This window comes from Halomonas sp. 328, from assembly GCF_015645095.1.
In the GTDB taxonomy this organism is placed as follows: domain Bacteria; phylum Pseudomonadota; class Gammaproteobacteria; order Pseudomonadales; family Halomonadaceae; genus Bisbaumannia.
This window is the reverse complement of the sequence record NZ_JADOTW010000013.1, coordinates 1-24,069: the sequence shown is the minus strand read 5'-3', so window position 1 is coordinate 24,069 and position 24,069 is coordinate 1. Positions and strand designations below refer to the sequence as shown.

26 protein-coding genes and 1 tRNA gene are annotated in these 24,069 nt (G+C 67.8%); 15 read left to right on the top strand and 12 right to left on the bottom strand.

All coding sequences use genetic code 11. The features are described from left to right. Window positions 1-22: 22 nt before the first annotated feature. Both IHD13_RS08090 and IHD13_RS08085 read right to left on the bottom strand, forming a co-directional pair. Window positions 23-709, bottom strand: coding sequence for a 1-acyl-sn-glycerol-3-phosphate acyltransferase (locus IHD13_RS08090; protein ID WP_195860535.1), 687 nt, complete (start codon window positions 707-709; stop codon window positions 23-25). Beyond that, window positions 706-1,323, bottom strand: coding sequence for a TetR/AcrR family transcriptional regulator (locus tag IHD13_RS08085; RefSeq protein ID WP_195860534.1), 618 nt, complete (start codon window positions 1,321-1,323; stop codon window positions 706-708). The genes IHD13_RS08090 and IHD13_RS08085 overlap by 4 nt, the downstream gene beginning before the upstream one ends. Window positions 1,324-1,482: 159 nt before the next feature. Here IHD13_RS08085 and IHD13_RS08080 point away from each other — a divergent pair, with 159 nt between their 5' ends. Both IHD13_RS08080 and IHD13_RS08075 read left to right on the top strand, forming a co-directional pair. Then, window positions 1,483-2,169 (top strand): SOS response-associated peptidase, encoded by a 687-nt coding sequence (locus tag IHD13_RS08080; RefSeq protein ID WP_195860533.1) that lies wholly within the window; start codon window positions 1,483-1,485, stop codon window positions 2,167-2,169. After that, on the top strand, window positions 2,169-5,018 hold the full coding sequence (locus IHD13_RS08075) for an insulinase family protein (RefSeq protein ID WP_195860532.1): 2,850 nt from the start codon (window positions 2,169-2,171) through the stop codon (window positions 5,016-5,018). Before IHD13_RS08080 ends, IHD13_RS08075 begins: the two co-directional genes overlap by 1 nt. 116 nt (window positions 5,019-5,134) lie before the next feature. Here IHD13_RS08075 and sbcB read toward each other — a convergent pair whose 3' ends face one another. From sbcB to minC, 4 genes are all read right to left on the bottom strand, one after another. After that, window positions 5,135-6,625 (bottom strand): exodeoxyribonuclease I, encoded by a 1,491-nt coding sequence (gene sbcB, locus IHD13_RS08070; RefSeq protein ID WP_195860531.1) that lies wholly within the window; start codon window positions 6,623-6,625, stop codon window positions 5,135-5,137. Between the two features lie 107 nt (window positions 6,626-6,732). Continuing rightward, window positions 6,733-6,984: a cell division topological specificity factor MinE gene (gene minE, locus IHD13_RS08065; RefSeq protein ID WP_195860530.1), complete on the bottom strand. Its 252-nt coding sequence runs from the start codon at window positions 6,982-6,984 to the stop codon at window positions 6,733-6,735. Beyond that, on the bottom strand, window positions 6,981-7,799 hold the full coding sequence (minD, locus tag IHD13_RS08060; protein ID WP_195860529.1) for a septum site-determining protein MinD: 819 nt from the start codon (window positions 7,797-7,799) through the stop codon (window positions 6,981-6,983). Before minD ends, minE begins: the two co-directional genes overlap by 4 nt. A 56-nt stretch (window positions 7,800-7,855) precedes the next feature. Further along, a complete protein-coding gene (minC, locus tag IHD13_RS08055) occupies window positions 7,856-8,608 on the bottom strand; it encodes a septum site-determining protein MinC (RefSeq protein WP_195860528.1) in 753 nt (250 codons plus the stop codon). A 215-nt stretch (window positions 8,609-8,823) separates the two neighbouring features. Here minC and IHD13_RS08050 point away from each other — a divergent pair, with 215 nt between their 5' ends. Beyond that, window positions 8,824-11,610 (top strand): DUF349 domain-containing protein, encoded by a 2,787-nt coding sequence (locus IHD13_RS08050; protein WP_195860527.1) that lies wholly within the window; start codon window positions 8,824-8,826, stop codon window positions 11,608-11,610. A 74-nt stretch (window positions 11,611-11,684) separates the two neighbouring features. On the opposite strand, the gene phbB is transcribed toward IHD13_RS08050, so the two are convergent. Beyond that, window positions 11,685-12,431: an acetoacetyl-CoA reductase gene (phbB, locus tag IHD13_RS08045; protein ID WP_195860526.1), complete on the bottom strand. Its 747-nt coding sequence runs from the start codon at window positions 12,429-12,431 to the stop codon at window positions 11,685-11,687. A 204-nt stretch (window positions 12,432-12,635) separates the two neighbouring features. Here phbB and IHD13_RS08040 point away from each other — a divergent pair. Then, a tRNA-Met gene (locus IHD13_RS08040) sits at window positions 12,636-12,712 on the top strand. A gap of 522 nt (window positions 12,713-13,234) precedes the next feature. Further along, window positions 13,235-14,164: a thioredoxin family protein gene (locus IHD13_RS08035; protein ID WP_195860525.1), complete on the top strand. Its 930-nt coding sequence runs from the start codon at window positions 13,235-13,237 to the stop codon at window positions 14,162-14,164. 43 nt (window positions 14,165-14,207) lie between these two features. Here IHD13_RS08035 and IHD13_RS08030 read toward each other — a convergent pair whose 3' ends face one another. Beyond that, window positions 14,208-15,380 (bottom strand): MalY/PatB family protein, encoded by a 1,173-nt coding sequence (locus tag IHD13_RS08030; protein ID WP_195860524.1) that lies wholly within the window; start codon window positions 15,378-15,380, stop codon window positions 14,208-14,210. A 58-nt stretch (window positions 15,381-15,438) separates the two neighbouring features. On the opposite strand from IHD13_RS08030, the gene IHD13_RS08025 reads away from it, so the two are divergent. The 7 genes from IHD13_RS08025 to IHD13_RS08000 all read left to right on the top strand — a co-directional run bounded on the left by IHD13_RS08025 (window position 15,439) and on the right by IHD13_RS08000 (window position 18,527). Further along, entirely contained in the window at window positions 15,439-15,873 is a 435-nt protein-coding gene (locus IHD13_RS08025; RefSeq protein ID WP_195860523.1) for a hypothetical protein, read from the top strand. A 79-nt stretch (window positions 15,874-15,952) separates the two neighbouring features. Beyond that, complete coding sequence (locus IHD13_RS08020; protein WP_195860522.1) at window positions 15,953-16,366, top strand: acyl-CoA thioesterase; 414 nt, start codon at window positions 15,953-15,955, stop codon at window positions 16,364-16,366. Further along, complete coding sequence (gene ybaK, locus IHD13_RS08015) at window positions 16,363-16,833, top strand: Cys-tRNA(Pro) deacylase (RefSeq protein WP_195860521.1); 471 nt, start codon at window positions 16,363-16,365, stop codon at window positions 16,831-16,833. Before IHD13_RS08020 ends, ybaK begins: the two co-directional genes overlap by 4 nt. A 54-nt stretch (window positions 16,834-16,887) precedes the next feature. After that, complete coding sequence (locus tag IHD13_RS08010) at window positions 16,888-17,217, top strand: hypothetical protein (RefSeq protein WP_195860520.1); 330 nt, start codon at window positions 16,888-16,890, stop codon at window positions 17,215-17,217. Further along, the gene (locus tag IHD13_RS08005; protein WP_195860519.1) at window positions 17,186-17,707 is read left to right on the top strand and encodes a DUF501 domain-containing protein; all 522 of its coding nucleotides are present in this window, start codon (window positions 17,186-17,188) and stop codon (window positions 17,705-17,707) included. Before IHD13_RS08010 ends, IHD13_RS08005 begins: the two co-directional genes overlap by 32 nt. A gap of 36 nt (window positions 17,708-17,743) precedes the next feature. After that, complete coding sequence (locus IHD13_RS18455; RefSeq protein ID WP_268246225.1) at window positions 17,744-17,869, top strand: hypothetical protein; 126 nt, start codon at window positions 17,744-17,746, stop codon at window positions 17,867-17,869. A 109-nt stretch (window positions 17,870-17,978) separates the two neighbouring features. Then, entirely contained in the window at window positions 17,979-18,527 is a 549-nt protein-coding gene (locus IHD13_RS08000) for a TIGR00730 family Rossman fold protein (RefSeq protein ID WP_195860518.1), read from the top strand. 48 nt (window positions 18,528-18,575) lie between these two features. On the opposite strand, the gene IHD13_RS07995 is transcribed toward IHD13_RS08000, so the two are convergent. Continuing rightward, on the bottom strand, window positions 18,576-19,085 hold the full coding sequence (locus IHD13_RS07995; RefSeq protein WP_195860517.1) for a 3'-5' exonuclease: 510 nt from the start codon (window positions 19,083-19,085) through the stop codon (window positions 18,576-18,578). Window positions 19,086-19,177: 92 nt separating this feature from the next. Then, window positions 19,178-19,702: a tetratricopeptide repeat protein gene (locus IHD13_RS07990; protein WP_195860516.1), complete on the bottom strand. Its 525-nt coding sequence runs from the start codon at window positions 19,700-19,702 to the stop codon at window positions 19,178-19,180. 242 nt (window positions 19,703-19,944) lie between these two features. On the opposite strand from IHD13_RS07990, the gene IHD13_RS07985 reads away from it, so the two are divergent. Together IHD13_RS07985 and yaaA are read left to right on the top strand one after the other, a co-directional pair. Next, entirely contained in the window at window positions 19,945-20,976 is a 1,032-nt protein-coding gene (locus IHD13_RS07985; RefSeq protein WP_195860515.1) for an NADP(H)-dependent aldo-keto reductase, read from the top strand. A gap of 92 nt (window positions 20,977-21,068) precedes the next feature. Next, window positions 21,069-21,848: a peroxide stress protein YaaA gene (gene yaaA / locus IHD13_RS07980; protein ID WP_195860514.1), complete on the top strand. Its 780-nt coding sequence runs from the start codon at window positions 21,069-21,071 to the stop codon at window positions 21,846-21,848. A 6-nt stretch (window positions 21,849-21,854) separates the two neighbouring features. Here yaaA and IHD13_RS07975 read toward each other — a convergent pair whose 3' ends face one another. After that, window positions 21,855-22,430, bottom strand: coding sequence for an isochorismatase family protein (locus IHD13_RS07975; RefSeq protein ID WP_195860513.1), 576 nt, complete (start codon window positions 22,428-22,430; stop codon window positions 21,855-21,857). 103 nt (window positions 22,431-22,533) lie between these two features. On the opposite strand from IHD13_RS07975, the gene IHD13_RS07970 reads away from it, so the two are divergent. After that, on the top strand, window positions 22,534-23,358 hold the full coding sequence (locus tag IHD13_RS07970) for a Tim44 domain-containing protein (protein ID WP_195860512.1): 825 nt from the start codon (window positions 22,534-22,536) through the stop codon (window positions 23,356-23,358). A gap of 77 nt (window positions 23,359-23,435) precedes the next feature. On the opposite strand, the gene IHD13_RS07965 is transcribed toward IHD13_RS07970, so the two are convergent. Beyond that, a complete protein-coding gene (locus IHD13_RS07965; RefSeq protein ID WP_326838328.1) occupies window positions 23,436-23,618 on the bottom strand; it encodes a hypothetical protein in 183 nt (60 codons plus the stop codon). Between the last annotated feature and the right edge of the window lie 451 nt (window positions 23,619-24,069).

Genomic DNA, 24,069 nt, shown 5'->3' with positions numbered 1-24,069 from the left:
CCGGGCCATGGAGCGCGGGAACTCAGTGTTTTCTAAGGGTAGCCGAGGTCGGCGCTTCGACCCAGGCCTCGGCCCGGGACTTGAGATCGCACACCTCGATCTCGAGGCGTGCCAGGCTGGCCTCCGTCGGCGCCAGGGGCGTGCCGAAGCAGAGTCCGATCCGGGCACGGAAGCGCCGCGGCCACTTGGCCAGAGCCCGCCCGCCCTGATGGGAGGTCCAGGAGCCCCAGAGCCCGCCCAGGCCGGCGGGCACCACGGGCACCGGGTTGCGGGCCAGGATCCGCTCCAGGCCGCGCTGGAAGGGGTGGATCTCACCATCCGGAGTGAGGCGCCCCTCGGGGAAGAGCATCACCACCTCACCGCTGTCCAGGGCGCAGCGAATCTCCTCCAGGGCACGCCGCACGCTGCCCGGATCGCGACGATCGGCATCCACGGGGATCGCCCCCACCAGGCGGAACCACCAGTTGAGCCAGGGGGACTCGTAGATGGGCCGGTCCATCAGGAAACGCAGCGGACGCGGGCTGGCGCCGCCCAGGACCAGGGCATCGACGAAACTGACATGGTTGCAGACCACCAGGGCCGCCCCCCGGGTTGGCAGGTGCTCGCGCCCCTCGACCCGCAGTCGATAGCAGAGCCGCACCAGCAGGAGGATCAGGTGACGCGCCAGGCCGAGACAGGGCCCCTTGAGGGGGTGACGCTCACGGCTCACGGAGCGTAGGGACCATGACGCAGGCCGGCGAGGATGGTGACCAGCAGCTGCTCCAGCAGCTCGGTCACCTCCAGGGGCTGGCCCTGCCAGACCCCCAGGCGCTCGTTGAGGCCCAGTTGCACCAGGCCATGCACGCTGCCCCAGAGGGTGCGGGCCATGCGCCGCGCCTCCAGGTCGCCGAGCCCCGGCTGGTAGGCCTTGAGGCCGGTCTCCACGCGCAGGAAAAGCGCCTCGATCATGTCGCTCTGGCGCCGGTCCAGCTCCCCCTCCTGAGCCAGGGGATAGTCGAAGAGCAGCTGCCAGCGGTAGGGCTCGTGGCGAGCGAAGCGCCAGTAGGCCAGGGCCAGGGTGCGCAGCTGGGACTCCAGGGTCGCGGTGGTCTCCGCCGGCTCCATGGCCGACTTGAGCCGCGCCAGGGTCTCGAGATTGACGTGCTGCAGCAGGTTGTTGAAGCTGCCGTAGAGCTTGAGCAGGGTGCTGGGGGCACAGCCCACATCGCGAGCCAGGGCGCGCAGTGACAGCTCATGCACCGGGCGCTCCTGCAGCCAGGCGTCACAGGCCGCCATCACCTGGGCATGCAGCGCCTCGGGGGCATGCTGTCTGGGACGTGCCATGGGCTTCCTCGTCGCGATGGGTGGAAAGGTAGAATCGAACACTGTTTCCGACCAGCATATCGCTACCGGCCACAAACGCAAGCCTGGCGCGGGGATGAGCGCTTTTCAGCGCCCGGTGAAGTCGCTACCCTTGAGGCCCTCCGCCGCTCAGGAGCCACCATGGCAGGCCGCCTGCATATCGCCCCTCTGGACCTGGAACGTCTGCTGCCGGGCCTGCGCCTCGAGGCGCCCCCGATCACCAGCCCCAACCTGGCGCCTCGCCGGCCGCTGTCGATGTTACGTCTTAGCGCCGGCGCTCCGACCCTGGCGACCGCCTTCTGGGGCCTGACCCCGCCCTGGCTCGAGGTGCTCGACCACGCCCCCCACTGCGCCCGGGCGGAGTCCCTGGAGTCGCGCCCCATGTTCCGCGAGGCCTTCGCCACCCGCCGCTGCCTGATCCCGGCCAGCGGCGTCTATGTGTGGAAGCCCCAGCCGCGCATGAAGCAGCCCTTCCTGGTCACCCGGGCCGACCGCGGCCCGCTGCTGCTGGCCGGGCTATGGTGCCGTTACCACACCAGTCTCACCGAGCATGCCGACTCCTGCGCCCTGATCACGGTGGCCACGCCACCGCTGCTGGCCCCCCTGAGCGACCGCCTCCCGGCGGTGATCGATGCCGCCCTGGCCCTCGAATGGCTCGACCCGGCCACGCCCCTCGAGCGGGCTCGGGCCCTGCTGGCCCCGGCCCCCGGGGAACTGTTGGGCGCCTTTCCGGTATCAAGACGAGTGAACGATCCCAAGCACCAGGAGTGGGCCTGTGGCTACCCCACCGGCCCCATGCTGCGCGAGACCCCCGCACAGGAGAGCTAATGTCCATCTCGCTTACCGCCGCCCACCGCAGCGCACTATCGCTGCTGACCAGCCTATGGGTCGGCGCTTTCGGACTGGTCCAGGCCGACGCGCCCGAGCCGCCCATCGCCGAGGTCGCCACGCCCCATACCAGTCCCCAGGACATCCGCGACTATCGCCTGCTGACCCTGGACAACGGCCTCACCGCCCTGCTGGTACACGACCCCGAGGCGGACAAGGCCGCCGCCTCCATGAACGTCAGCGTGGGCAGCGCCGATGATCCCGAGGACCTGGCGGGGCTGGCCCACTTCCTCGAGCATATGCTCTTCCTCGGCACCGAGCCTTTCCCCGAGGCGGATGCCTATCAGGGCTATATCAACCGCCATGGCGGCAGCCATAACGCCTTTACCGCGCCCCATGACACCAACTACTTCTTCGATATCGAGCCCCAGGCGCTGCCCGGCGCCCTGGACCGCTTCAGCCAGTTCTTTATCGCCCCGCTGTTCAACGCCGATCAGCTGGAGAGCGAACGCAATATCGTGCACTCCGAGTACCAGGCGCGGATTCGCGACGAGGCGCGCCGCGAGTTCGATGTGCTCGACCAGTTCCTCAACCCCGAGCACCCGAGCACCGGCTTCTCGGTGGGCAGCCGCGAGACCCTGGCCGACCCCGCCGACGGGGAACCCAGCCTGCGCGAGCGGGTGATCGACTTCTACGAGCGCCACTACGACACCCGGGTGATGCACCTGGCGCTGATCGCGCCCCAGCCACTGGATGAGCTGGAAACCCTGGTCCGGGATCGCTTCGGTGCCATTCGCGATCGTGGCCTCGAGACGACCGCCACCGGGGTCCCCCTGGTCCTCGATGAGCCCCTGCCGCTGGCCCTGGAGACCCAGTCGCTGCGCGATCGCCAGCAGGTCCGCTTCCTCTTCCCCATCCCCGACCCGATCCGCGATTACCCCTTCAAGCCGGTGGACTTCCTGGCCAACCTGCTGGGCCATGAGGGCGAGGGCAGCCTGCTGGCGGTCCTGCGTGAGGCGGGCCTGGCCGATGCCCTCTCCGCCGGCGTGACCCGCAGCGATGGCGAACAGGCCCTCTTCGCGGTGACCCTCAGCCTGACCCCGGAGGGCGCCGAACGCCTCGACACCCTCCAGGCCAGCCTGTTCGCCGCCATCGAGGAAATCCGCGAACAGGGCCTGGAGGCCTGGCGCTACGAGGAACAGGCGCGCCTGGCGGAACAGCAGTTCCGTTTCCTGCAGCACGGCGCCCCGATCCGCGGCGTGACCCGCCTGGCCATGAACCTGGCCTACTACCCGGCAGAGGACGTGCTCTACGCCCCCTACCGCATGGATGACTTCGACGCCGAGCGCCTGGCTCCCTACCTGCAGGCCCTGACGCCGGAGCGGCTGATCCGCCTCTACAGTGGCCCCGAGGTGGAGGGCGAAGCGACGTCCCCCTGGTTCCACGCCCCCTATCGGGCCGAGCCCCGGGTCGAGTGGCCCGAGGCGACGCCCCTGAACGGCCTGGCCCTGCCCCAGCGCAACCCTTTTATCGCCCAGGATCTCGAGCTGCTGGGACACCAGGATCCGCGCCCCGAACTGCGCCTGGAGGCCCAGGGAGCCCGTCTCTGGCACCAGGCCCATAGTGGCTTCCGCACGCCTCAGGTCGAGTGGCGCTTCAGCCTTCAGCACCCCGCCGCCGCCGAGTCGCCCCGGGAGGCGGCGCTGACCCAGCTGCTGGCGGGCTGGCTCGACGACAGCCTCAACGAGGCCTTCTACCCGGCGCGGCTGGCCGGCCAGCACTTCACGGCCTACGCCCACGCCCGCGGCCTGACCCTGAGCTTCTCGGGCTGGCGGGATCGCCAACCGCTGGTGATGCGCGAGGCCCTGGCCCAGCTGATCGAAGGCGAGATCACCGAGGAGAGCCTGGCCCGGGTCAAGCAGCGCCTGGCCCGGGAGTGGCGCAACGCCCCCCAGGCGGCCCTCTACCTGCAGGCCAACCGCACCCTGGGCGAGGCGCTGATTCGCCCCCAGTGGCCCACCACCGCCCTGCTGGAGGCCCTGGAAGCGCTGGACGGCGACGCCCTGCGTGCCTATCGTCGCGACTTCCTGGAGGCCCTGCGCATCGAGGCCATGGCCATCGGCGACCTGGGTGCCGAGCCGGCCAGCCGCGAGGCGCAGATGGTCTTCGACGCCCTGACCCCTCGCCTGGACGCCGAGGCCATTCCCGCCCTGACGCCCCTGGCCGCCCGACAGCTGCCCCCCTTGCGGCCCGATAGCCAGCGCCAGGAGTCGCTGCTGCTGCGTTACCTGCAGGGCCCCGACCGCTCCCTGGCCAGCCAGGCCGAGCTGGCGGTGCTGGGCCAACTGCTGAGCACCCCCTTCTATACGCGACTGCGCACCGAAGAGCAGCTGGGCTATGTGGTCAATGCCGGCTACCGGCCGCTGCTGGATGCCCCGGGCATCGCCCTGCTGGTGCAATCGCCGGAGACCGGGAGCCAGGCCATCGGCGAGCGCATCGACGCCTTCCTCGAGACCTTCGATGCCACCCTGGCGGGCCTGGACGACGATACCCTGGCCCCCTACCGTCAGGCGGTGCGCGACCAGCTGCTGGCCCGAGACACCTCCCTCGGCCAGCTCACCGACCGGCTGTGGCGTGGCCTGGCCCTGGGCGACGATACCTTCGACCGCCGTGAGCGGCTGGCCGCCGAGGTGATGGCAGTGGATAGCGAACGGCTGCGCCGGGCCTGGCAGGCCCTGCGCAGCCGCGCCCCGCTCAACGTGGCCTTCGATCCCGGCGACGCGCCCAGCGATGTCCCGGCCCTGAGCCGTTCCCTGGCACCGCTGCCGGAGCACGACGGCGAGGAGTAGACGGACGCAAGAAAAACGCCCGGCCAGGGAGGGTTCCCTGGCCGGGCGTTGGTGTCTGCACCCCACCTAAGGCTATCGCCGAAACGTCGGCGAGCGCCGTCAGCGTTCGGATCAGGCTAGCCGAAGGCCTGGGGCGGCACGATCGCCTCCACATGCATCACCAGCTCCTCGAGGATCTGCCGCTGGCGATCGTCCAGGCTGACCTGATTGAGCCGCTCGATCTCCCGAGCGAAGCCTTGCAGGGTCAGGCCACCGAGGCGGGCATCATTCATGCGATTCCAGCGATAGGCCTCCCACTGGGCCTGCTCCTCGCTGGTCAGGGTCTCCGGATAGCTGCGCGCCCGATAGCGGAACAGCATCTCCTCCAGGCGCGGGTCCTGGAAGGCGAAACGCGCCTCCACCAGGTCCCAGGGATCACTGTCCCGCACCCGCTGCATCTGCTGGCGGTCGGCGGGGGAGAAGAAGCCCCCGGAGTAGAGCATCAGGTCGGGGTCCTGAGGCCCTTCGGGCGGCGCCTCGGCGAAGACCTGGGCCGCCTTGCGGGCCGCCTCCGGGGCCTCCTGGAGGCGCTTCCAATGCTGCCGACAGGCCGCCAGGTCGAGGCCCATGCGCGCGACGATCTCGCCATACTCGCCGGCCCGGGGCCCATTGACGTCCTTGAGGAAGCTCACCGGCATGATCACCGGGCTGCGGTTGATATGGATCACCTTGAGGGGGACCCGGGCGGTGCCCTCGGCCAGCTCGTCGGCGGCCACGAAGACCCGCTCGCGAATCGCCTCCGGGCTCAGCGTCAGTAGCGGCTCCGGGTCCTCCGCCAGGTCATAGACGATCACCCCGTTGGGGTTGCTGGGGTGCTCCGCCAGGGGCATCACCAGGGCGGCGCAGGCGCGGCTGGCCGGGTAGCGCTGGGAGATATGCAGCAGCGGCTTGCGGGAGGCCAGGTCGAGACGGCGCGCCACCTCGCGCTTGCTGCGCAGCCCCAGCAGGTAGTCGAAGAGCCGCGCATTGCACTCCCGCAGCCGTCGCGCCAGGGCGATGGTGGCGCGCACGTCCACCAGGGCGTCGTGGGCCCCGGCATGCTCGATGCCATTGGCGGCGGTGAGATCCTCGAGACGGAAGCTGGGGGCGCCATCCTCTCGTTTGGGCCACTCGATGCCCTCGGGACGCAGGGCGTGGAAGGCCCGCACCACATCGATCAGGTCCCAGCGGGAGTTGCCGTTCTGCCACTCCCGGGCATAAGGGTCGAGCAGGTTGCGGTAGAAGAGGTGACGGCTCACCTCGTCATCGAAGCGCAGGCTGTTGTAGCCCACCGCACAGGTGCCCGGTTCGCTCATGGCGGCGTTGACCTGGCCGGCAAACTCCGCCTCCGGCAGGCCGCGACGTCGCGCCGCCTGGGGCGTGATCCCGGTGATCAGGCAGGCCTGGGGATGGGGCAGGTAATCGTCCGCCGGCTTGCAATAGAGGGTCAGGGGCTCGCCGACCTCATTGAGCTCGGCGTCGGTGCGGATGGCGGCGAACTGGGAGGGGCGATCCAGGCGCGGATCGGCCCCGAAGGTCTCGTAGTCATGCCAAAGGAAAGTGCGCGGTGCGGCGTCGGACTGCGCCATGAACGATCTCCAGACAGGGCCGAAAGTGGGCCCAGCCTAGCATAGACCCCCGCCGGGCTCAGCCCATCCCCCGGCATCGGCTGGGTCCATCGCCATCGATGGGGCAATCAGCCCTTGGGCAGGGTCACGTTCAGCTCGAGAATCGAGCAGTCGTCGTCCTTGTCGAGACTGATATTGATGGCGTCCCGGTCGACCTTGACGTAGCGGCGAATCACCTCCAGCAGTTCCCGCTCCAGCATCGGCATATAGTCCGGCTGGTCGCGCTGACCACGCTGGTGAGCGACGATGATCTGCAGTCGCTCCTTGGCCACCGAGGCACTCTTCTTGCGTTCACCACGGAAAAAATCCAGGAGTTTCAACGGCGACCTCCTCCGAACATACGGCTCAACAGACCTTTCTTCTGAGTTTCATGGAAGCGTAGCGGGACTTCCTCGCCCAGCAGCCGGGAGACCGTATCGGTGTAGGCCAGGCCGGCATCGCTCTTCTGATCATGGACCACCGGGATGCCCTGGTTGGAGGCCCGCAGCACCGCTTCGGACTCGGGAATCAAGCCGATCAGGTCGATGGCCAGGATCTCGCGGATGTCCTCCAGGGTGAGCATATCACCGTAGTCGACCCGCTCCGGGTTATAGCGGGTAATCAGCAGATGCTCCTTGACCGGCTCCTCGCCCCGCTCGGCGCGGCGGGTCTTGGCCGCCAGCAGGCCGAGGATGCGGTCGGAGTCGCGCACCGAGGAGACCTCGGGGTTGGTCACCACGATGGCCTCGTCGGCGAAATACATCGCCAGCTGGGCGCCTCGCTCGATGCCGGCGGGGGAATCACAGAGGATATAGTCGAAGTCACTGGAGAGAGTCTCCAGCACCTTCTCCACCCCTTCCGGGGTCAGGGCATCCTTGTCGCGGGTCTGGGAGGCCGGCAGGATATGCAGGTTGTCGACCCGCTTGTCACGGATCAACGCCTGGGCCAGGCCCGCCTCCCCCTGAATCACATTGACCAGGTCATAGACCACGCGACGCTCGCAGCCCATGATCAGGTCGAGGTTGCGCAGTCCCACATCGAAATCGATCACCACCGTCTTGTTGCCTCGCAGGGCGAGGCCGGTGGCAATGGCCGCGGCGCTGGTGGTCTTGCCGACCCCGCCCTTGCCTGAGGTCACTACAATGATCTTGGCCAAGTTACGCTTCCTGTTGCAGATTGGGTTCCGATCGGCTCGCCGCCGTCTTCGACGTGTCAGTCGAGGGCGGCGATCGCCAGTTGATCATCGCTGAGGTGCACTTCCACGGCGGCCCCCAGCAGGCGCGGGTCGATATCCTCGAGCCGCTTGTAGTTCCCCGCCACCGACAGCAATTCCGCATGCAACTCGCGGCAGTAGATGCCCGCCGCGGCGTTGCCATGAATCCCCGCCAGGGCACGACCGCGCAGGGCCCCATAGACATGCACGCTGCCCGCGGCCAGTACCTCGGCCCCGGCATTCACCGCGCCGATCACCACCAGGTCGCCCTCCTGGGCACTGACCTGCTGGCCGGAACGCACCGTGCCACGGTAGATACGCCCCATCGGGCGGGGCGATTCGGCCGTCGGCGAGTCGACCGGGGCCACGGGGACATCGGCGACCTCCGCCTCGCTGGCGGGCACGCTCTCCAGCGACCGCCCACGGACCTCCTGGGGGGGAAACCAGCCCAGCCCCAGGGCCCAGGCCGACTGTTTTACCGGGTCGGTGCCGCCGCGCACCGCCACCGGCAGCAGCTTGTGGGCCCGACACACCGCGCAGATGCGCTCCAGGGCCAGGTGAGGCTCCTCGAGCCGCTCCACGCTGAGCACCACCGGGGTGTGCTGGAAAAAGGCCGGAGACTGGCTGAGTTTTCCCGCCAGCTGCTCACGAATGCGCTCGGGGTCGGCACTGGTCAGCTCCATGACCGTCATGGGCAGCATGCCCCCCTTGAAGGAAAAGGCCAGGCTGGCCCGATCCGCCTTCAGACTCATCGCCGGACTCCGCATCGGATAATGGGAGTAAAGCTAAGCGAGTGCGCCGACTCCTGCAACCGATGATATCCACGTTGATCGTCGGGAAGCCGCCAAGCCGTTGGCGCAAGGAGACTTTCGCCGTGACATATCGCATGCTTAGATTAAGTGACATTGCCCCTTGATGCGTTGCGGCCACCTGGCCGCGACCGACTCGTTCAGGAACCCCACCCATTATGTCAGGATGGATCGCTTCGGGTTGGCTGCGCCGCTGGCTGGCACCACGCTGGCAGCATCCAGACCCCGAGATACGCCGCCAGGCCGCCCTCAGGCTCGAGCCCGGCAAGACGTCAGAGCGCCAGCAACTGGAGCGACTGGCCCGTGACCCGGCCCCCAGCGTACGACAAGCGGCCCTGTCTCGGCTCGATACCCCCGGGCCTCTGCTCGCCTGGCTGAGCACGGAGGCCGCCTGTCCGGAGTTACGCCACCGTCTGCTGGAACTGCTCAGCGGTCGCGACGGCGACCTGCCCCTGACCGAGCGCCTGACCCTGGTCGAGGGCCTCGAAGACACCGACCTGCTGGAGGCCCTGGCCTTCGAGGGCGATAACCAACAGTTGCGCCTGACCGCCCTGGCGCGAATCGACGACGAATCCCGGCTGATTCGCCAGGCCTGTGACAACGGCATCGCCGGCGTGCGCCGCGCCGCCGCCGAACGCGTTACCAGCGAGGCCGGGCTGACCCGTCTGGCACGGGAGGCTCGGCGTGACAAGCAGGTGGCCCGCCAGGCCCGCAAGGCGCTGGCCGAACGACGCGCCAGCGAAAGCCAGGCCCAGGAAGCCCTGGCCGCCCGGGAGCGCTTGCTGGAGACCATCGAGCAGCAGGCTCAGTCCCCCTGGGAGCCCCTCTTCGGCGGACGCTTTCGACACCTGCAGCGGGAGTGGGAGGCGCTCCAGGCGCCCCCCAGCAAGGCCCAGGAGCTGCGTTACCAGGAAGCCTGCCTACGCTGCCGCAAGACCCTCAGCGACCATGAGGCACGCCATCAGGCCCACCAGGCGGCCACCCAACGCCAGGCCGATGCCGACCAGGCCCGGCGCGACCTGGTCGAGGCCCTGGAGGAGAGCCTCTCGGCCCTGCAGAACAGTGACCTGCTGACCGCCCAGGATATCGCCAGCCTGCAATCCCAGAAGCGCCTGCTGGCCACGCGTTGGCAGGCACTCTCCGATCAGCACGCCCCGGACGCCGAGCTGCGCCACCGCTACGACCAGGTATTGAGCGACTACGACACCATCACCCAGGCCTGGGAGGCGCTGCGGGGGCCGGCGGAAGCCATCGAGCAGGCGCTCAGCCAGGCCGACTCGGCGGCCCTGGCCGAGGTCCTGGCCGATTGCCCCTGGCCCGACCACCTGCCCCCGACCCCGCTGCTCCAGCGCGCCCGGGCCGCCCTGGAACGCACCGATACCGCCGACTCGAGCCTGCCCCCCTCCAGCGCCTGGCTCGACAAGGAGCTCGACGAGCTGCAACAGCTGCTGGAGCGGGGCGCCTTCAAGGGCGCCAGCCGCTTGCACCAGAGCCTGCGCCACCGCCTGGAGGGGGTCACCGGGGAGGCCTACGCACCCGCCCTGGCCCGCTTCCGGCGACTCGGCGCCCAGCTCGCGGAGCTGCGCGACTGGCGTGGTTTCGTGGCCGGTCCCAAGCGCGATCAGTTATGCCAGGCCATCGAGGCCCTGGCCGAGGAGACGCAACTCGGCGATCGTGAGCTGGATCACCAGCACCGCCGCCTGGTCAAGGAGTGGAAGGAACTGGGCAGCGCCGCCGCCACCAGGGAGCTGGCCGAGCGCTTCCGGGCCGCCTCGGACCGGATCCACGAGCGACTCGCCCCCTGGAAGGCGGCGCGGCAGGCCGAGCGCCAGCGCAACCTGGAAGCCCGCGAGGCCCTCTGCGAGCAGCTCGAGGCCCTGCTGGCCCATCCCGATCCGGGGGCGGATCCGGATGCCCTGCGCGAGATTCGTGACCGGGCCCGGGAGCAGTGGCGCCACCACGCCCCGGTTCCCCGGGAGCAGGCGGAATCCATCGGGCGGCGCTTCGGTCGCGTCCGCCATGACCTGCAGGGACTGATCGACCGCCGTGCCCAGGAGATCGCCAGCGCCAAGCGCGAGGTGATCGACGCCGCTCGAGCGTTGCTCGATGATGCGGCCCCCATCGATCGTCGCACCGCCGAGGCCAAGCGCCTCCAGCAACGCTGGCGGAGCCTGGGTCGGGCCCCGAAGGGCGAAGAGCAGATGCTGTGGCGGGAATTCCGTGGCCTCTGCGACCAGCTCTTCGCTCACCGGGAGGCGGAGCGGGACGATCGCGCCCGGCGTGCCAAGACACACCTGGACAGCATGCAGGCCCTGATCGATCGCCTCGATGGCTGGCACCCCCAGGCCAGCGGCGATGCCGCCACCCTGGACCAGGCCATCGCCGAGGCCGAGGCCCTGGAGCCGCTCCCGCCGGGACGGCGTAGCGAAGGCATGCGCCGGCGCTGGAGTGGCATCGTACGCGCCCGCCGCGAGCGCCTGCTGCGCCTGGCGGTCAGCGAGGAGGTGGCACGCTGGCAAGCCCTGCGCCCGCTGCTGGATGCCCACCTGGCGGCGGATGCCGCGGCCCTCGCCGGGGAATCACCGCCCCCGGTCCCGGCAGAGTCCCTGGAGGGCGATATGCACCAGGCCCATCAACGACGCAATGCCGCCCGTCGCCAGCCATCGCCCCCCCAGGAGGTGGAAGAACGACTGATTCGCCTGCGGGTGCACCTGGCCCTGCTCGCCGGCGAGCCGGTGGGACAGCAGGACGAACCGCTGCGCCTGGCGATCCAGGTGGAGCGCCTCAACGAGGGGCTCGGCCGCGAACTCTCCCGGGTCGAGGAGGTGCATATTGTGCTTCGTGAGCTGCTCGCCACCGGCCCGATGCCCGCCGAGCTCTGGCAGCGGGAGGTCCATGACCTCGATACCCTGCTGGCCCGCCTGCTGCACCTGCCGCCTCCCTGATGCCGCCCGGTTCAGACGCAAAACGCGAGGCCTGGGCCTCGCGTTTTCGCGGACAGTTGGGGAAAAGACGGGGCTCAGCCCATAAATTGGCCGCCATTGATATCCAGGTTGGCGCCGGTGATAAAGCCCGACTCCTTGTCGGCCAGGAAGACCACCGCCCGGGCGATCTCCTCGGGGGTGCCGAACCGCTTGACCGGTATCCCCTGGCGGATCCCTTCACGGATCTCGTCGGCGATCTTCATGATCATGTCGGTGGCCACATAGCCCGGCGACAGGGTGTTGACGGTGATGCCCTTGCTGGCGGTCTCCTGGGCCAGGGACATGGTCAACCCATGCATCCCCGCCTTGGCCGCCGCATAGTTGACCTGGCCGAACTGTCCCTTGCGGCCATTGATCGAGGAGATATTGACGATACGCCCGTAGCCCTGGTCCAGCATGTCCGAGATCACGCTGCGACAGGTGTTGAAGACGCTGTTGAGGTTGGTATCGATGACCTCGTGCCACTGTTCCGGGGTCATCCTCTTGAGGGTGCCGTCCCGGGTGATCCCCGCACAGTTGACCAGCACGCTGATGGGGCCATGCTGCTCACGAATCTCGCGCACCCCGGCCTCGCAGGAGGCGAAATCCACCAGGTCGATGCCCGACAGGACGATATTGTCGAAGCCGTCGGCCTGCTGCTGGGCCAGCCAGCCCTTGGCCTTCTCGGCGTTGTGATATCCCGCCACGACCCGATAGCCTTCCTTGGCCAAGGCGCGACAGATGGCGGTGCCAATACCACCGGTGCCCCCGGTGACCCAAGCGACGGGTGCAGTATCGGTCATAGAGTAACTCCCTTATATAAGTGGCCCTGGAGAACGACGTGGTACCCCATGGGGCAGAGCCAGTGTCGTCGACCCACGAGTCAAGTTGATGACTCGCTCGGTCAGTATGTAATGCCGCCGCGCAACGGGACGAGCGTTTCATTGCCTGCGCCCTCTCAACGCTTGACCTGCGTCAGAAAATCCGTATAGTGTGCCTCACGTTGATGCGGGGTGGAGCAGTCTGGTAGCTCGTCGGGCTCATAACCCGAAGGTCATCGGTTCAAATCCGGTCCCCGCTACCAAACATAGAAAAAAGCCAGTTCCTACGGGAGCTGGCTTTTTTCGTTGCCGAGCCGATGACGGTCATCGGTTCACTCTGGTTTCCAGGTCGGCGGTCCCCGCTACCAATTTTGAAAAGGCAGTTACCTAACAAGGTGACTGCCTTTTTGCTTTGCGAGAAAAGCATCGGGCTCGGCTCTTCACCACCCCGGGAAGGTCACTGGCTCAGCCCGGTCCCCGCTACCAAACATAGAGAAAAGCCAGTTCCTACGGGAGCTGGCTTTTTTCGTTGCCGATGTGGAACGGTCTGGTAGCTCGTCGGGCTCGGCTCTTCACCACCCCGGGAAGGTCACTGGCTCAGCCCGGTCCCCGCTGCCGAATCCCCACTCTTGTTTCGTTTATTCCTTGTACACGCTATCCGTGACGCCCAGGGAGCCGCGCGCCTCGCCCCGGCTTTTCTCGTCCTGCCTCCCCTCCGGCCTTGAATCCCGCCGCGGTCACCCGCATCTTGTGAGGAAACCCGAGCTATTCACAAGGCAGAGCCCATGCAGATCGTCGACCCGCGCAGCGGTGCCCCCCTCACCTCCGAGCCGCAAGCCTCCAGCCCGCAATCTCAGGCCGACCCCAGCGCCTATATCGTCGATATCGACATGAGCAACTTCCAGCAGGTGGTGCTGGAGGGCTCGATGCAGACGCCGGTGCTGCTGGACTGCTGGGCTCCCTGGTGCGAGCCCTGCAAGAACCTGATGCCGGTCCTCGAGAAGCTGGCCCGGGAGTATCAGGGCGCCTTCGTGTTGGCCAAGCTGAATATCGACGAGAATCAGGAGATCGCCGCCCAGCTGGGTATCCGTTCCGTGCCAGACGTCAAGCTGATCCTCCAGGGCCAGCTCTACGATCAGTTCCAGGGCGCCCTGCCGGAGGGACAGATCCGCGAATGGCTGGGACAGTACCTGCAGCCACCGGCGGAGGCGCCGGCGAGCCCCGAGGAGCAGGCCAGGGCAGCCCTGGAGGCGGGCGACGCGGCCGGCGCACGGGCGCTCTACGAGCAGCTGGTACAGCAGCACCCCGAGCACCACGACTACCAGATCGACCTGGCCGGTGCGCTGCTCGCCGAGGGCCGCGTCGAGGATGCCAGGGCCCTGCTCGACAACCTGCCCCCGGAGCACCGCGATGCCCCCAAGGCCCGTGGCGTGCGCGCCAGCCTCGAGTTTCGCCAGGAGGCTCCCGACGATCAGGCCCTCGCCGCACTCGGTGACCGGAACGACAGCGAGGCACAGTTCCAGCGCGCCCTGCGCCGGGTCGCGGACGGCGACTACGAAGCCGGCCTGGAGGCCCTGCTGGCGCTGATGAAGCAGGACCGCGCCTATGGCGACGATGCCGCACGCCAGACCCTGCTGCGGGTCTTCGATGCCCTGGGCGCCGAGCACCCTCTCACCGTCACCTATCGCCGCAAGCTCTTCGCCCTGCTCTACTGAGCCACCGGCCAGGACGGGACGGCCGCCCTCGGGCGGCCGTCGTCTATTTCAGCAAGGGGTCGAGGCGCTCGATGGCCTGCGCCAGCTGCGCCGGCGTGGTACCGAAATTGAGCCGCACGAAACCCGGCCAGCCGAAGGCGGCACCATCGGAGAGGGCGACACCGGCGCGTTCCAGCAGCGCCTGCTGGGGCGACTCGCCGAGCCCCGCCTCACGCATATCCAGCCAGGCCAGGTAGGTGGACTCGGGCGGCGTCATCGCCACGCCGGGCCACTCGGCCACCGCCGCTGCCAGGCGCCGACGGTTGTCACGCAGTACCGCCAGCAGCGCCTGTCGCCAGGGTTCCCCCTCGCGATAGGCCGCCTCCGCCGCCACCATCCCCAACACATTCATGTCCGGCTGCAGCCCCCGGCAACGCGCCACGAAGCGCCGACGCAGCTCGGCGTCGGGGATCACCGCACAGGCGGTGGTCAGCCCCGCCAGGTTGAAGGTCTTGGAGGGCGCCCAGAGGGTGACGATACGTGCCGCCAGCTCGGGATAGGCCGCCGCCAGGGGGCGGTGCCGGCCACCCGCCTCCAGCAGCAGGTCACAGTGCAGCTCGTCGGAGGCCACCAGCAGGTCGTGACGCTCCACCAGCGCCGCCAGCCCGGCCAGCTCCGCGTCGGACCAGACCCGGCCCGTGGGGTTATGCGGATGACACCAGAGCAGCAGGCGGGTCTGCGGGGTGATCGCCGCCTCCAGGGCCGCCAGGTCGAGGCGCCAGGGCTCGCCGGGGGCCACCGGCTCGGCGAGCCGGGCCTGCTGGGCCAGCCGCCCGCTACGCTCGGCCACCTTGAGGAAGGGGGGATAGATGGGCGTGACCGTCAGGATGCCCTCGCCGGGTTCGGTCAGGGCCAGGGCCGCCAGCTGCAGCGCCGGCACCACCCCCGGCAGCCAGTGCTGCCAGTCGGGTCGAATGCTCCAGCCATAGTGCTCGGCGCTCCAGTCGCAGAGGGCGCGGCGCAGGCCATCGGGCACCAGCCCGTAGCCGTAGACCCCATGGGCGACCCGAGCCTGGAGGGCCTCGATCACCGCCGGAGGCGAGGTGAAGTCCATATCCGCCACCCACAGCGGCAATGCCTCTTCGCCGTAGTGGTGCCATTTCTGGGATGGCCAGGCGTCGACGCCCCGGACCTCGGGGTGTCGTCGCTCGACGGGCGTGGCAAAATCGAAGGCCATGTCTGCTCCTCGTCAGTTCACTGCTGGCGCCATCGCACCATTTCATAAAGGTTCGACCATGCAGGAAAGTCCCTTCTACGCCAAGGTCCGTCGCGGCCTGCCCGCCCTGATCGACCAGTGGCGTCGCCTGGGCCAGGGCGATCCCCAGCGCCTGGCCCTGATCCTCGCCGAGACGGCCCGGGTCGCCAAGCTCGGCGAGCCGGAGGCGACGCCCGATGCCGACGAACTGGCCGCCTGGAGCCACCCCGAAGCCGCCGAGGCCATTCCCCTCTGGGCCGCCAAGACGGCCGCCTTCCTGTTGATCCAGATGCCGGCCCGCCCCACCCCGGAGAGCTTCGACGAGGCCTGCGCCTGGGCCTACTGCTGGCTGCGCAACCGCGACTTCGCCGACTTCGACACCGCCCTGGCGGCCCTGCCGGCCCACCTTCAGGAGCCCCTGGCCCAGGCCCTGAAGGCGGCCTGGACCGACCGCCAGGGGCTGCGCCTGATCTAGCCGGACCTCAGCCTGATGTCGACTTGACCTAGCGTTTGCTCGGGTTAATGCTGGCACTTTCGTCGCCAAGGAAACCGCCATGTTCACCACCGACCTCACCCCGGCCTTCACCGATACCGATGCGCTGGGCCATATCAACAACACCCGGCTGCCGGTCTGGTTCGAGCAGGCACGCACCGACCTCTTTCGCCTCTTCACGCCGGACCTGGATCCCCGCAAGTGGCGCCTGATCCTGGCCAAGCTGGAGGTGGAGTACCTGGCCGAGCTCTTCTATGGCCAGCCGGTGACGATTCGTACCTACCTGACCCGGCTGGGCAACAGCTCCCTCACCGTGACCCAGGAGGCCTGGCAGGGAGGACGGCTCGGCGCCCGTGGTCATACCGTCATGGTCCACTATGACCACGCCGCCAAGTGCTCGCTGCCCATCGAGGGTGAACTGCGCCAGCGCCTGGAGGCGCACCTCCAGGACGCCATCGCCGAGGCCACGCCGTGACGCCGGCCATCCGCGCCCTGGAGCGTGCCGGCATCCCCCACCGGGTGCTGAGCTACGCCCACGACCCGCGCGCCCCCGCCTACGGACTGGAAGCCGCCGAGGTCCTGGGGCTGCCCCCGGAGAGCGTCTTCAAGACGCTGCTGGCCCGCCTCGATGATGGCCGCCTGGTGGTGGCCCTGGTCGCGGTGGCCCAGCAGCTCGACCTCAAGGCCCTGGCCCGGGCCGCCGGCGCCAAGAAGGCCCAGATGGCCGACCCCGAGGAGGCCCAGCGAGCCACCGGCTATGTGGTCGGCGGCATCAGTCCCCTGGGACAGAAGAAACGCCTGCCGACCCTGATCGACCGCCGTGCCGAGGCGCTCCCGGAGCTGCATATCAGCGCCGGCAAGCGCGGCCTGGAAGTGGCTCTCGCCCCCGCCGACCTGGCGCGGCTGTGCCGGGCCCGCTTCGTCGAACTGGCGCGCCCTTGAGCCATTGCCAACGCGATGTTGTCATAGGCATATGACCCGGGACGGGAGCCCACCATGGCCATCCGCTACAACCTGTGGCTCGACCCCGACAACGGCGCCGTCCACCGTGCCGTGGAGGCGGATCTGGAACGCTACTTCGTGGAGCGTTTCGCCGACTATCCCCATATCCGGTTGTTCGGGGCCGACCCTTACGATTATGATGCCCCTTTCAACCGCCTCTACGATGCGCTGATGGCCCGGGCCCTCGACTACTGTGAACGGCAGTGGCGCTATGTGCCCACGCCGGCCCAGCTCAATCAAGCCTTCTTTCGTGCCGTGGGGCGCTCGAACAAGTTTCTGCGAGACCCCCAAGATGGTGATCCCCACCGATCAGATTCCCGATGAGCGCCAACTGGCGATCATCACCGAACAGCTCGGCCGCGCCCCCCGCGGCATTCAGGCCGTGACCGCCACCGATGGCGAGGGCACGCCCCTGGTGCTGCGCATGCATTCGCTGGTCGACGGCAAACCCTTTCCGACCCTCTTCTGGCTCTGTTCCGAGCGCCTCAAGGTAGAGCTCTCGCATATCGAGGCTGCCGGGGTGATCAAGCGCCTGGAGGCACGCCTTCAGGAAGATCGCGACTTCCTGGCCGCCTACCACCGCAGCCATGAGGACTATGTGGCACGCCGCTGGGCCTCCATGAGCCCTGCCCAGCAGGCCGAGGCCGAGCGCCTGGGCTATGCGGAGCTGCTGCGCAGCCGCGGTATCGGCGGCATCGCCAACTGGGACCAGGTGCGCTGCCTGCATACCCAGTATGCCCACCACCTGTGTGGCGACAACATTATCGGTCAGTGGCTGGATGCCGAGTACGGCGTCGCCGACTGCCTGCCCTGAGTTCCCTTCCCCTGTCCCCTAATTGGAGCCCATACCATGTACTTCGATACCCATGTGATCGCCAGCCTGGTCCTGATCGGCAGCATGTTCGTCATCAGCGGCGTCGGCATCAAGCTGTTGCGTGATGCCATGCGCCGCGACGCCAGCCGCAGCAGCCGCTAAGTCCGGCGAGGCGATCGGGAAGGGGCACCGCCGGGTGCCCCTTCCGCGTTTTGCGGGCACTATAAGGACGTGGCGGCCAGGGGCCGCCCCCCAACGCAAGGAGTGAGGCATGGCAAGTATCTGTGTCTATCTGGGCTCGCGGGATGGCGAGGACCCCCGTCACCGCGAGGTCGCCGAGGCCCTGGGCCGGCTGATCGCCCGGCGCGGCCATACCCTGGTCTATGGCGGGGCCCGCGTCGGCCTGATGGGGCGTCTCGCCGATGCCGCCCTGGCAGCGGAGGGACGAGTGATCGGCGTGATGCCGCGTCATCTGGTGGCCCGGGAGCAGGCCCACCTGGGGCTCAGCGAACTGATCCGGGTCACCGACATGCACGAGCGCAAGGCCACCATGGCCGCCCATGCGGATGCCTTTATCGCCCTGCCCGGCGGTATCGGGACCCTGGAGGAACTGTTCGAGATCTGGACCTGGCACTACCTGGGGCTCCACGACAAGCCCCTGGGCGTCCTCGACAGCGGTGGCTTCTACGCCCCGCTGCTGCAGTTCCTGGATGGCATCGTCGGCGAAGGCTTCCTGGATCAGCGCACCCGCGAGCAACTGCTCTCCGCGACCACGCCCGAGGCACTGCTGGAGGCACTGGAGACCCGCCTGGCGGGTTAGGGTATTGAAACGGATGGGCCGTGCGCTCGCCGACGTTTCAGACCAATCCTAGCCGGCGGCGTCACCCCGGGAGAGCTCGCGGGTGCGGGCATAGGTCTGCTGAAGCAGGCGGGCGTCGTCGCCGGCCCGATGGCGATGGATGCCCAGCTCCACCACCAGGGCCTCCTTGGTGGTCTTCCATAGCGCCTGCTGCCGTTCGTCGAGCAGGCGCCGCAGGGCCTCGAGACGAAAGCGCGGCAGCACCCCGGCATGGTGGAAGAGCAGGGATAACCAGGTGTTGTCGTAGCCCCAGCTATCGCTATAAGCCACCCCCACCTGGGCCAGCTCATCATTGAGCCAGCGCGCCACCTCATCCACCGGATGCCCCTCTCGGGCCAGTCGTGCCCGGGAAATGCCGTGCAGCAACTCGGCCTTGGGGTCCCAATGAACCCACTCCGCCAAGGGCTGGATCAAGAAGGCACAGCTACTGCCATCGGCCCGGGCGATGCCGACCTCGATGGGGTAGCTACCACGCCCGAACCCGGACGCCTCGATATCCAGCAGTGTCGGCAGCGTCACTCGGGCTTCCTCTGGTTAACAAGGGGCGGCCGGGCTCAGGGTGAGCCCGGAGATTTTTCTCAGCCTACTGGGTTAGCGGCGCCGGGTCGACTTCAGTGCCGCGAGGCGGGGGCATCCGGCAGGTCGGGGGACGACCAGAGGGCGGGCTCCAACTGGCGATCGGCCAGGGATTGCCAATAGGCGGCCTGTTCGGCGTCCACCGCCAGGCCAAGCTGTCCCTTGCGGTAGGCATCGGCCAGGCGCTCGGCGGCCAGGGGGTGACCCGCCTCGCCGGCCCGGGCGTACCAGGTCACGGCATTGTCATCGCGACGCGGATACTGGGCACAGCCATGCTCGTAGATGCAGCCCGCCTGATACTGGGCTCGCACATCGCCGCTATGGGCGGCCTCGAGCACGTAGCGTGCGCCCCGCGCCTTGTCCTGGGGGGACACGCCACGGTGAAACAGCATATGTCCATAGAGCGACAGGGCGGCGGGGTGACCCGCATCGGCACAGCGCTGAAACAGATGCATGGTCAACCGCTGGGTACGCGGCGAACGCGGCAACCAGCGCATGTGGAAGAGCTGCTCCGCCAGTCGATATTCAAGGCGCGTGAACAGTGAAGATGCCTGCGGCATGGCAAACAACCTTGCGTTCCTGGGTAGCGAAGAAATGGGGCCGGCACTCCTACAGCATAGGCCAGCAGCCAAGCGTCACTGCATCGCCAGAACCCGCTGTTCTGGCGAACGGGCCGCAAGCATACGCCCCTCGGCAGGGCGACTCAACCCTTCGAAAGGCGGTGGGCCACCCCGACCGAGTTTGCCGCCGGCCCGGGGCCTGGCTACCATGCCTAGACTTTCGCGAGATCAGGAGTGGATACATGCAGACCCGACCGCTTGGCGACACCGGAATCGACGTCAGTCGCCTGTGCCTGGGCACCATGACCTTCGGCGAGCAGAACAGCGAAGCCGAGGCTCACGAGCAGCTCGACCGGGCGGTGGCCTTCGGTATCAATTTCATCGATACCGCCGAGATGTACCCGGTACCGCCCCAGGCCGACACCCAGGGACGTACCGAGCGCTATATCGGTAGCTGGCTCAAGGCGCGAGGCTCCCGGGATGACGTGATCATCGCCAGCAAGATCGCCGGCCCCGGCATGGACTACCTGCGCGGCGGCTCGCGCCTGACCCGCGAGCAGATCCACCAGGCGGTAGAGACCAGCCTGGAACGCCTGCAGACCGACTATATCGACCTCTACCAGCTGCATTGGCCCGACCGCTACACCAACTTCTTCGGCCGTCTGGGCTACGAACCCAAGGAGGAGGAAGTCGCCACGCCCCTGGAGGAGAGCCTCTCGGCCCTCAAGGAGCTGGTGGATAGCGGCAAGGTCCGCGCCATCGGCCTCTCCAACGAGACGCCCTGGGGACTGATGCAGAGCCTGCGCCTGGCCGAGCGACTCGACCTGCCCAGGGTGGCCAGCATCCAGAATCCTTACAATCTGCTCAACCGCACCTTCGAGGTCGGCCTCGCCGAGATCGCCCACCGCGAGAACGTCGGCCTGCTGGCCTACTCCCCCCTGGCCTTCGGCGTACTCTCCGGCAAATACCTCGACGGCAACTGGCCCCCCAAGGCACGCCTGACCCTCTACGAGCGCTTCCAGCGCTACAACTCGGAGAGCGCCATGGAGGCGACTCGCGCCTATGTGGCGATCGCCCAAGAGCACGGCCTGGACCCGGCCCAGATGGCCCTGGCCTTCGTCAACTCCCGCCCCTTCCTGACCAGCAATATCATCGGTGCCACCACCATGGAGCAGTTGGAGAGCAACCTGGCCAGTGAGTCCCTGAAGCTCGAGCCGGCGGTGCTGGAGGCCATCGAGGCGGTGCATCGGCGCCAGCCTAACCCCTGCCCCTGAGACCCGCGTGGGGGCTATCGCCACGATAGCCCCCGGCATGACGGACGCCTGATATACTCGACGACAACTTCATCAGGACCCAGGAGCGCCCCATGTTGAGCGTGATCTCGCCCGCCAAGACGCTGGATTTCGAGACCCCGGCCACCACCGGCATCCACACCCAGCCGGACTACCTCGAGCGCAGCCAGGAACTGATCGAGATCCTGCGCGACTACTCTCCCCAGCGCCTCAGTGAGCTGATGGGGATCAGCGACAAGCTGGCCGGCCTCAATGCCGCCCGCTTCGCCGACTGGGCACCGCCCTTCACCCCCGACAACGCCAAGCCCGCCGCCCAGGCCTTCCAGGGCGATGTCTATGTGGGCCTGGAGGCGGCGAACTTCGACGACGAGGACAACGCCTTCGCCCAGAGCCACCTGCGCATTCTCTCCGGGCTCTACGGGCTGCTGCGCCCCCTCGACCTGATCCAGCCCTATCGCCTGGAGATGGGCACCAAACTGGAGAACGGGGCGGGCAAGGACCTCTACGCCTTCTGGAAGCCGCTGCTCACCGCCGAGCTGGACAAGGCGGTGGCCGCCAGCGGCACCCCGGTGCTGGTCAACCTGGCCTCCAACGAATACTTCAAGGCCATCGACAGCCGCAAGCTGCAGGCGCGGATCATCACCCCGGTGTTCAAGGACGAGAAGAACGGCAAGCTGAAGATCATCAGCTTCTATGCCAAGAAGGCCCGCGGCCTGATGGCCGCCTGGATGATTCGCCAGCGCCTGGAGGAGCCGGAGCAGCTCAAGGCTTTCGACGTGGCCGGCTATCGCTTCGATGCCGGCCTGTCGGAGGGCGATACCCTGGTCTTCACCCGCCCGGAAGGAGCGGCCTGAGGACGCTCAGAAGAAGCGCAGGGAGCGGTCCGACCGCTCCCTGAGATAGGCCCGATGCACGGCCTTGAAGCGCTCATCATCACAGCGGTGCAGCCACTCGTAGGCCACCATGTCGGCACTCACCGGAATCGCGCCCATGGCGGTGACCCGCTCCCGAGCCAGACGCGCCTCCTCCGGGCGTCGACTGGCAGTGGCCTCCACCAGCCAATAGACCTCATAACCCGCATCCAGCAGTCCCAGGGCCGTTTGCATCACGCAGATATGCGCCTCGCTGCCACAGATCACCACCTGGCGCCTGCCGCCGTCGCGTAACGCCTCGGCGAAGGTCACCTCGTCATGGGCACCGAAATGCACCTTCTGGAAGTAGCGAGCTCCCGGCAGGCGCTCCACCAGCCGCGGCTCGGTACCGCCCAAGCCCTCCGGGTTCTGCTCGGTCACCCACACCGGCACCCCCAGGCTCTGGGCTACCTCACCCAGCCAACCGGCTTCCTCCACCGCCTGCTCGCCTCCATGAATCACCGGCAGCAGGCGAGCCTGCAGGTCGATGATCAAGAAAAGACTCTCTTCATGCTCCAAGCGCATGCTCTCTCTCCCGATAATTGGTTCCGTCACGACGCCTAGTGGCTAGAATAGAGGGCCCAAGACTTTCTGACACCTCACTATCCTTCAACTCTGGAGAGACCCCATGCGCCACTTATTCATCATGCTCCTGGTCGGTGTGCTCGGCTTCGGCCTGGCCGTCGACTATGCCGAGGCCCGCCGGATGGGCGGCGGGGGCAATGTCGGCAGCGTCTCGCGCTCCGCCTCGCCCCCCACCACCGCCAATGCGACCCAGGGCCAGCCCCGGCAGGGCCAGGCGGCGGGCACCCCACGCGCCGGCGGCATGGGCGGCATGCTCGGCGGCCTGCTCGCCGGTGGCCTGCTCGCCGCCCTGTTCTTTGGCGGCGCCTTCGATGAGCTACGCATGATGGACCTGCTGCTGATCGCCGGCATCGCCTTCCTGCTATTCCGCCTGCTGGCTCGCCGCCGCACCGCCGTCGCCGCAGGCGCCGCGCAGCCGACCCAGAACCAGGCTCAGGCCCACGCCTTCCAGAGCGATGCCATGCCGGCTGCCGGCAGCCTCGGCGGACTGGCCAGCGAGCCGGAGTGGTTCGATCGAGAGCGCTTCCTCGGTGGCGCCAAGGAGCACTTCATGACCCTGCAACGGGCCTGGGACAACAACGACTTCGCCCAGATTCAGGACTACGTCACCCCCGAGCTCTATAACCTGCTGCGCGAGGAGCGCGCCCAGCATCCCGCCAATAACCGGACCGAGATCGTGCGCCTGTTCGCCGAGCTGGGCAGCGTCCAGGAAATCGGTAGCCAGGCCGAGGCCACGGTGATCTTCCACGGCATCATCGACGAGAATGGCGAACATAACGAGTTCAACGAGACCTGGCACCTGATCCGCGAGCTCCGTGACGAGGCCCCCTGGTACCTCCAGGGCATCGAGCAGAACAACGCCGCCTGAAAAATCCCCTCATCGACTCCAATGACAAAGGCCGGGCAACTGCCCGGCCTTTGTCATATGTCCCTTCTCTCCCAGGGTTAATTGCCCTCGGCGGCCTCCTGGACACTTTCTCCCATCTCTTCGATGCTCTCTCCCGCCCCCTCCATGGCCTCATCGATATTCTGGCCCGCCTCTTCCGCCGGGCCCGGATCGTCCTGACATGCCGCCAGGCCCAGTCCCATCATGGCCACCAAGGCCGCCATCGCCAGTAAACGCATCATGCCGCTCATCGTCTCCTCCTGAGATCACTGCAAGGACAATACCGCCATTCACCTTAGCAGAGTGGACACCGACTCGATGGCAACCCTTTGTATGGCTTTGTAAACCTCGCAGGCGGTCCCAGACGAAAAAACCCCAGCCTCTTTCGACGCTGGGGTTTTCTCTCAATACGTGCCTGACTAGGATCGCGCTGGGCTCCGGTGGCCGGCACTCCAGGACTCTCCATGGGGGTGAGACCGCCCGGCCTTTCGTGGCACCGCCACGAGGGCGGTCGAACGCCCCGAGCCAGCGAGGGGCCGGACCGCGAAGCGGCCCCTAGCGTTATCCTGGTTAGCCAAATACGAAAAACCCCGACCATCTGATGATGATCGGGGCTTTTCTGAATAAGTGCCTGACGATGACCTACTCTCGCATGGGGAGACCCCACACTACCATCGGCGCTGAGCGGTTTCA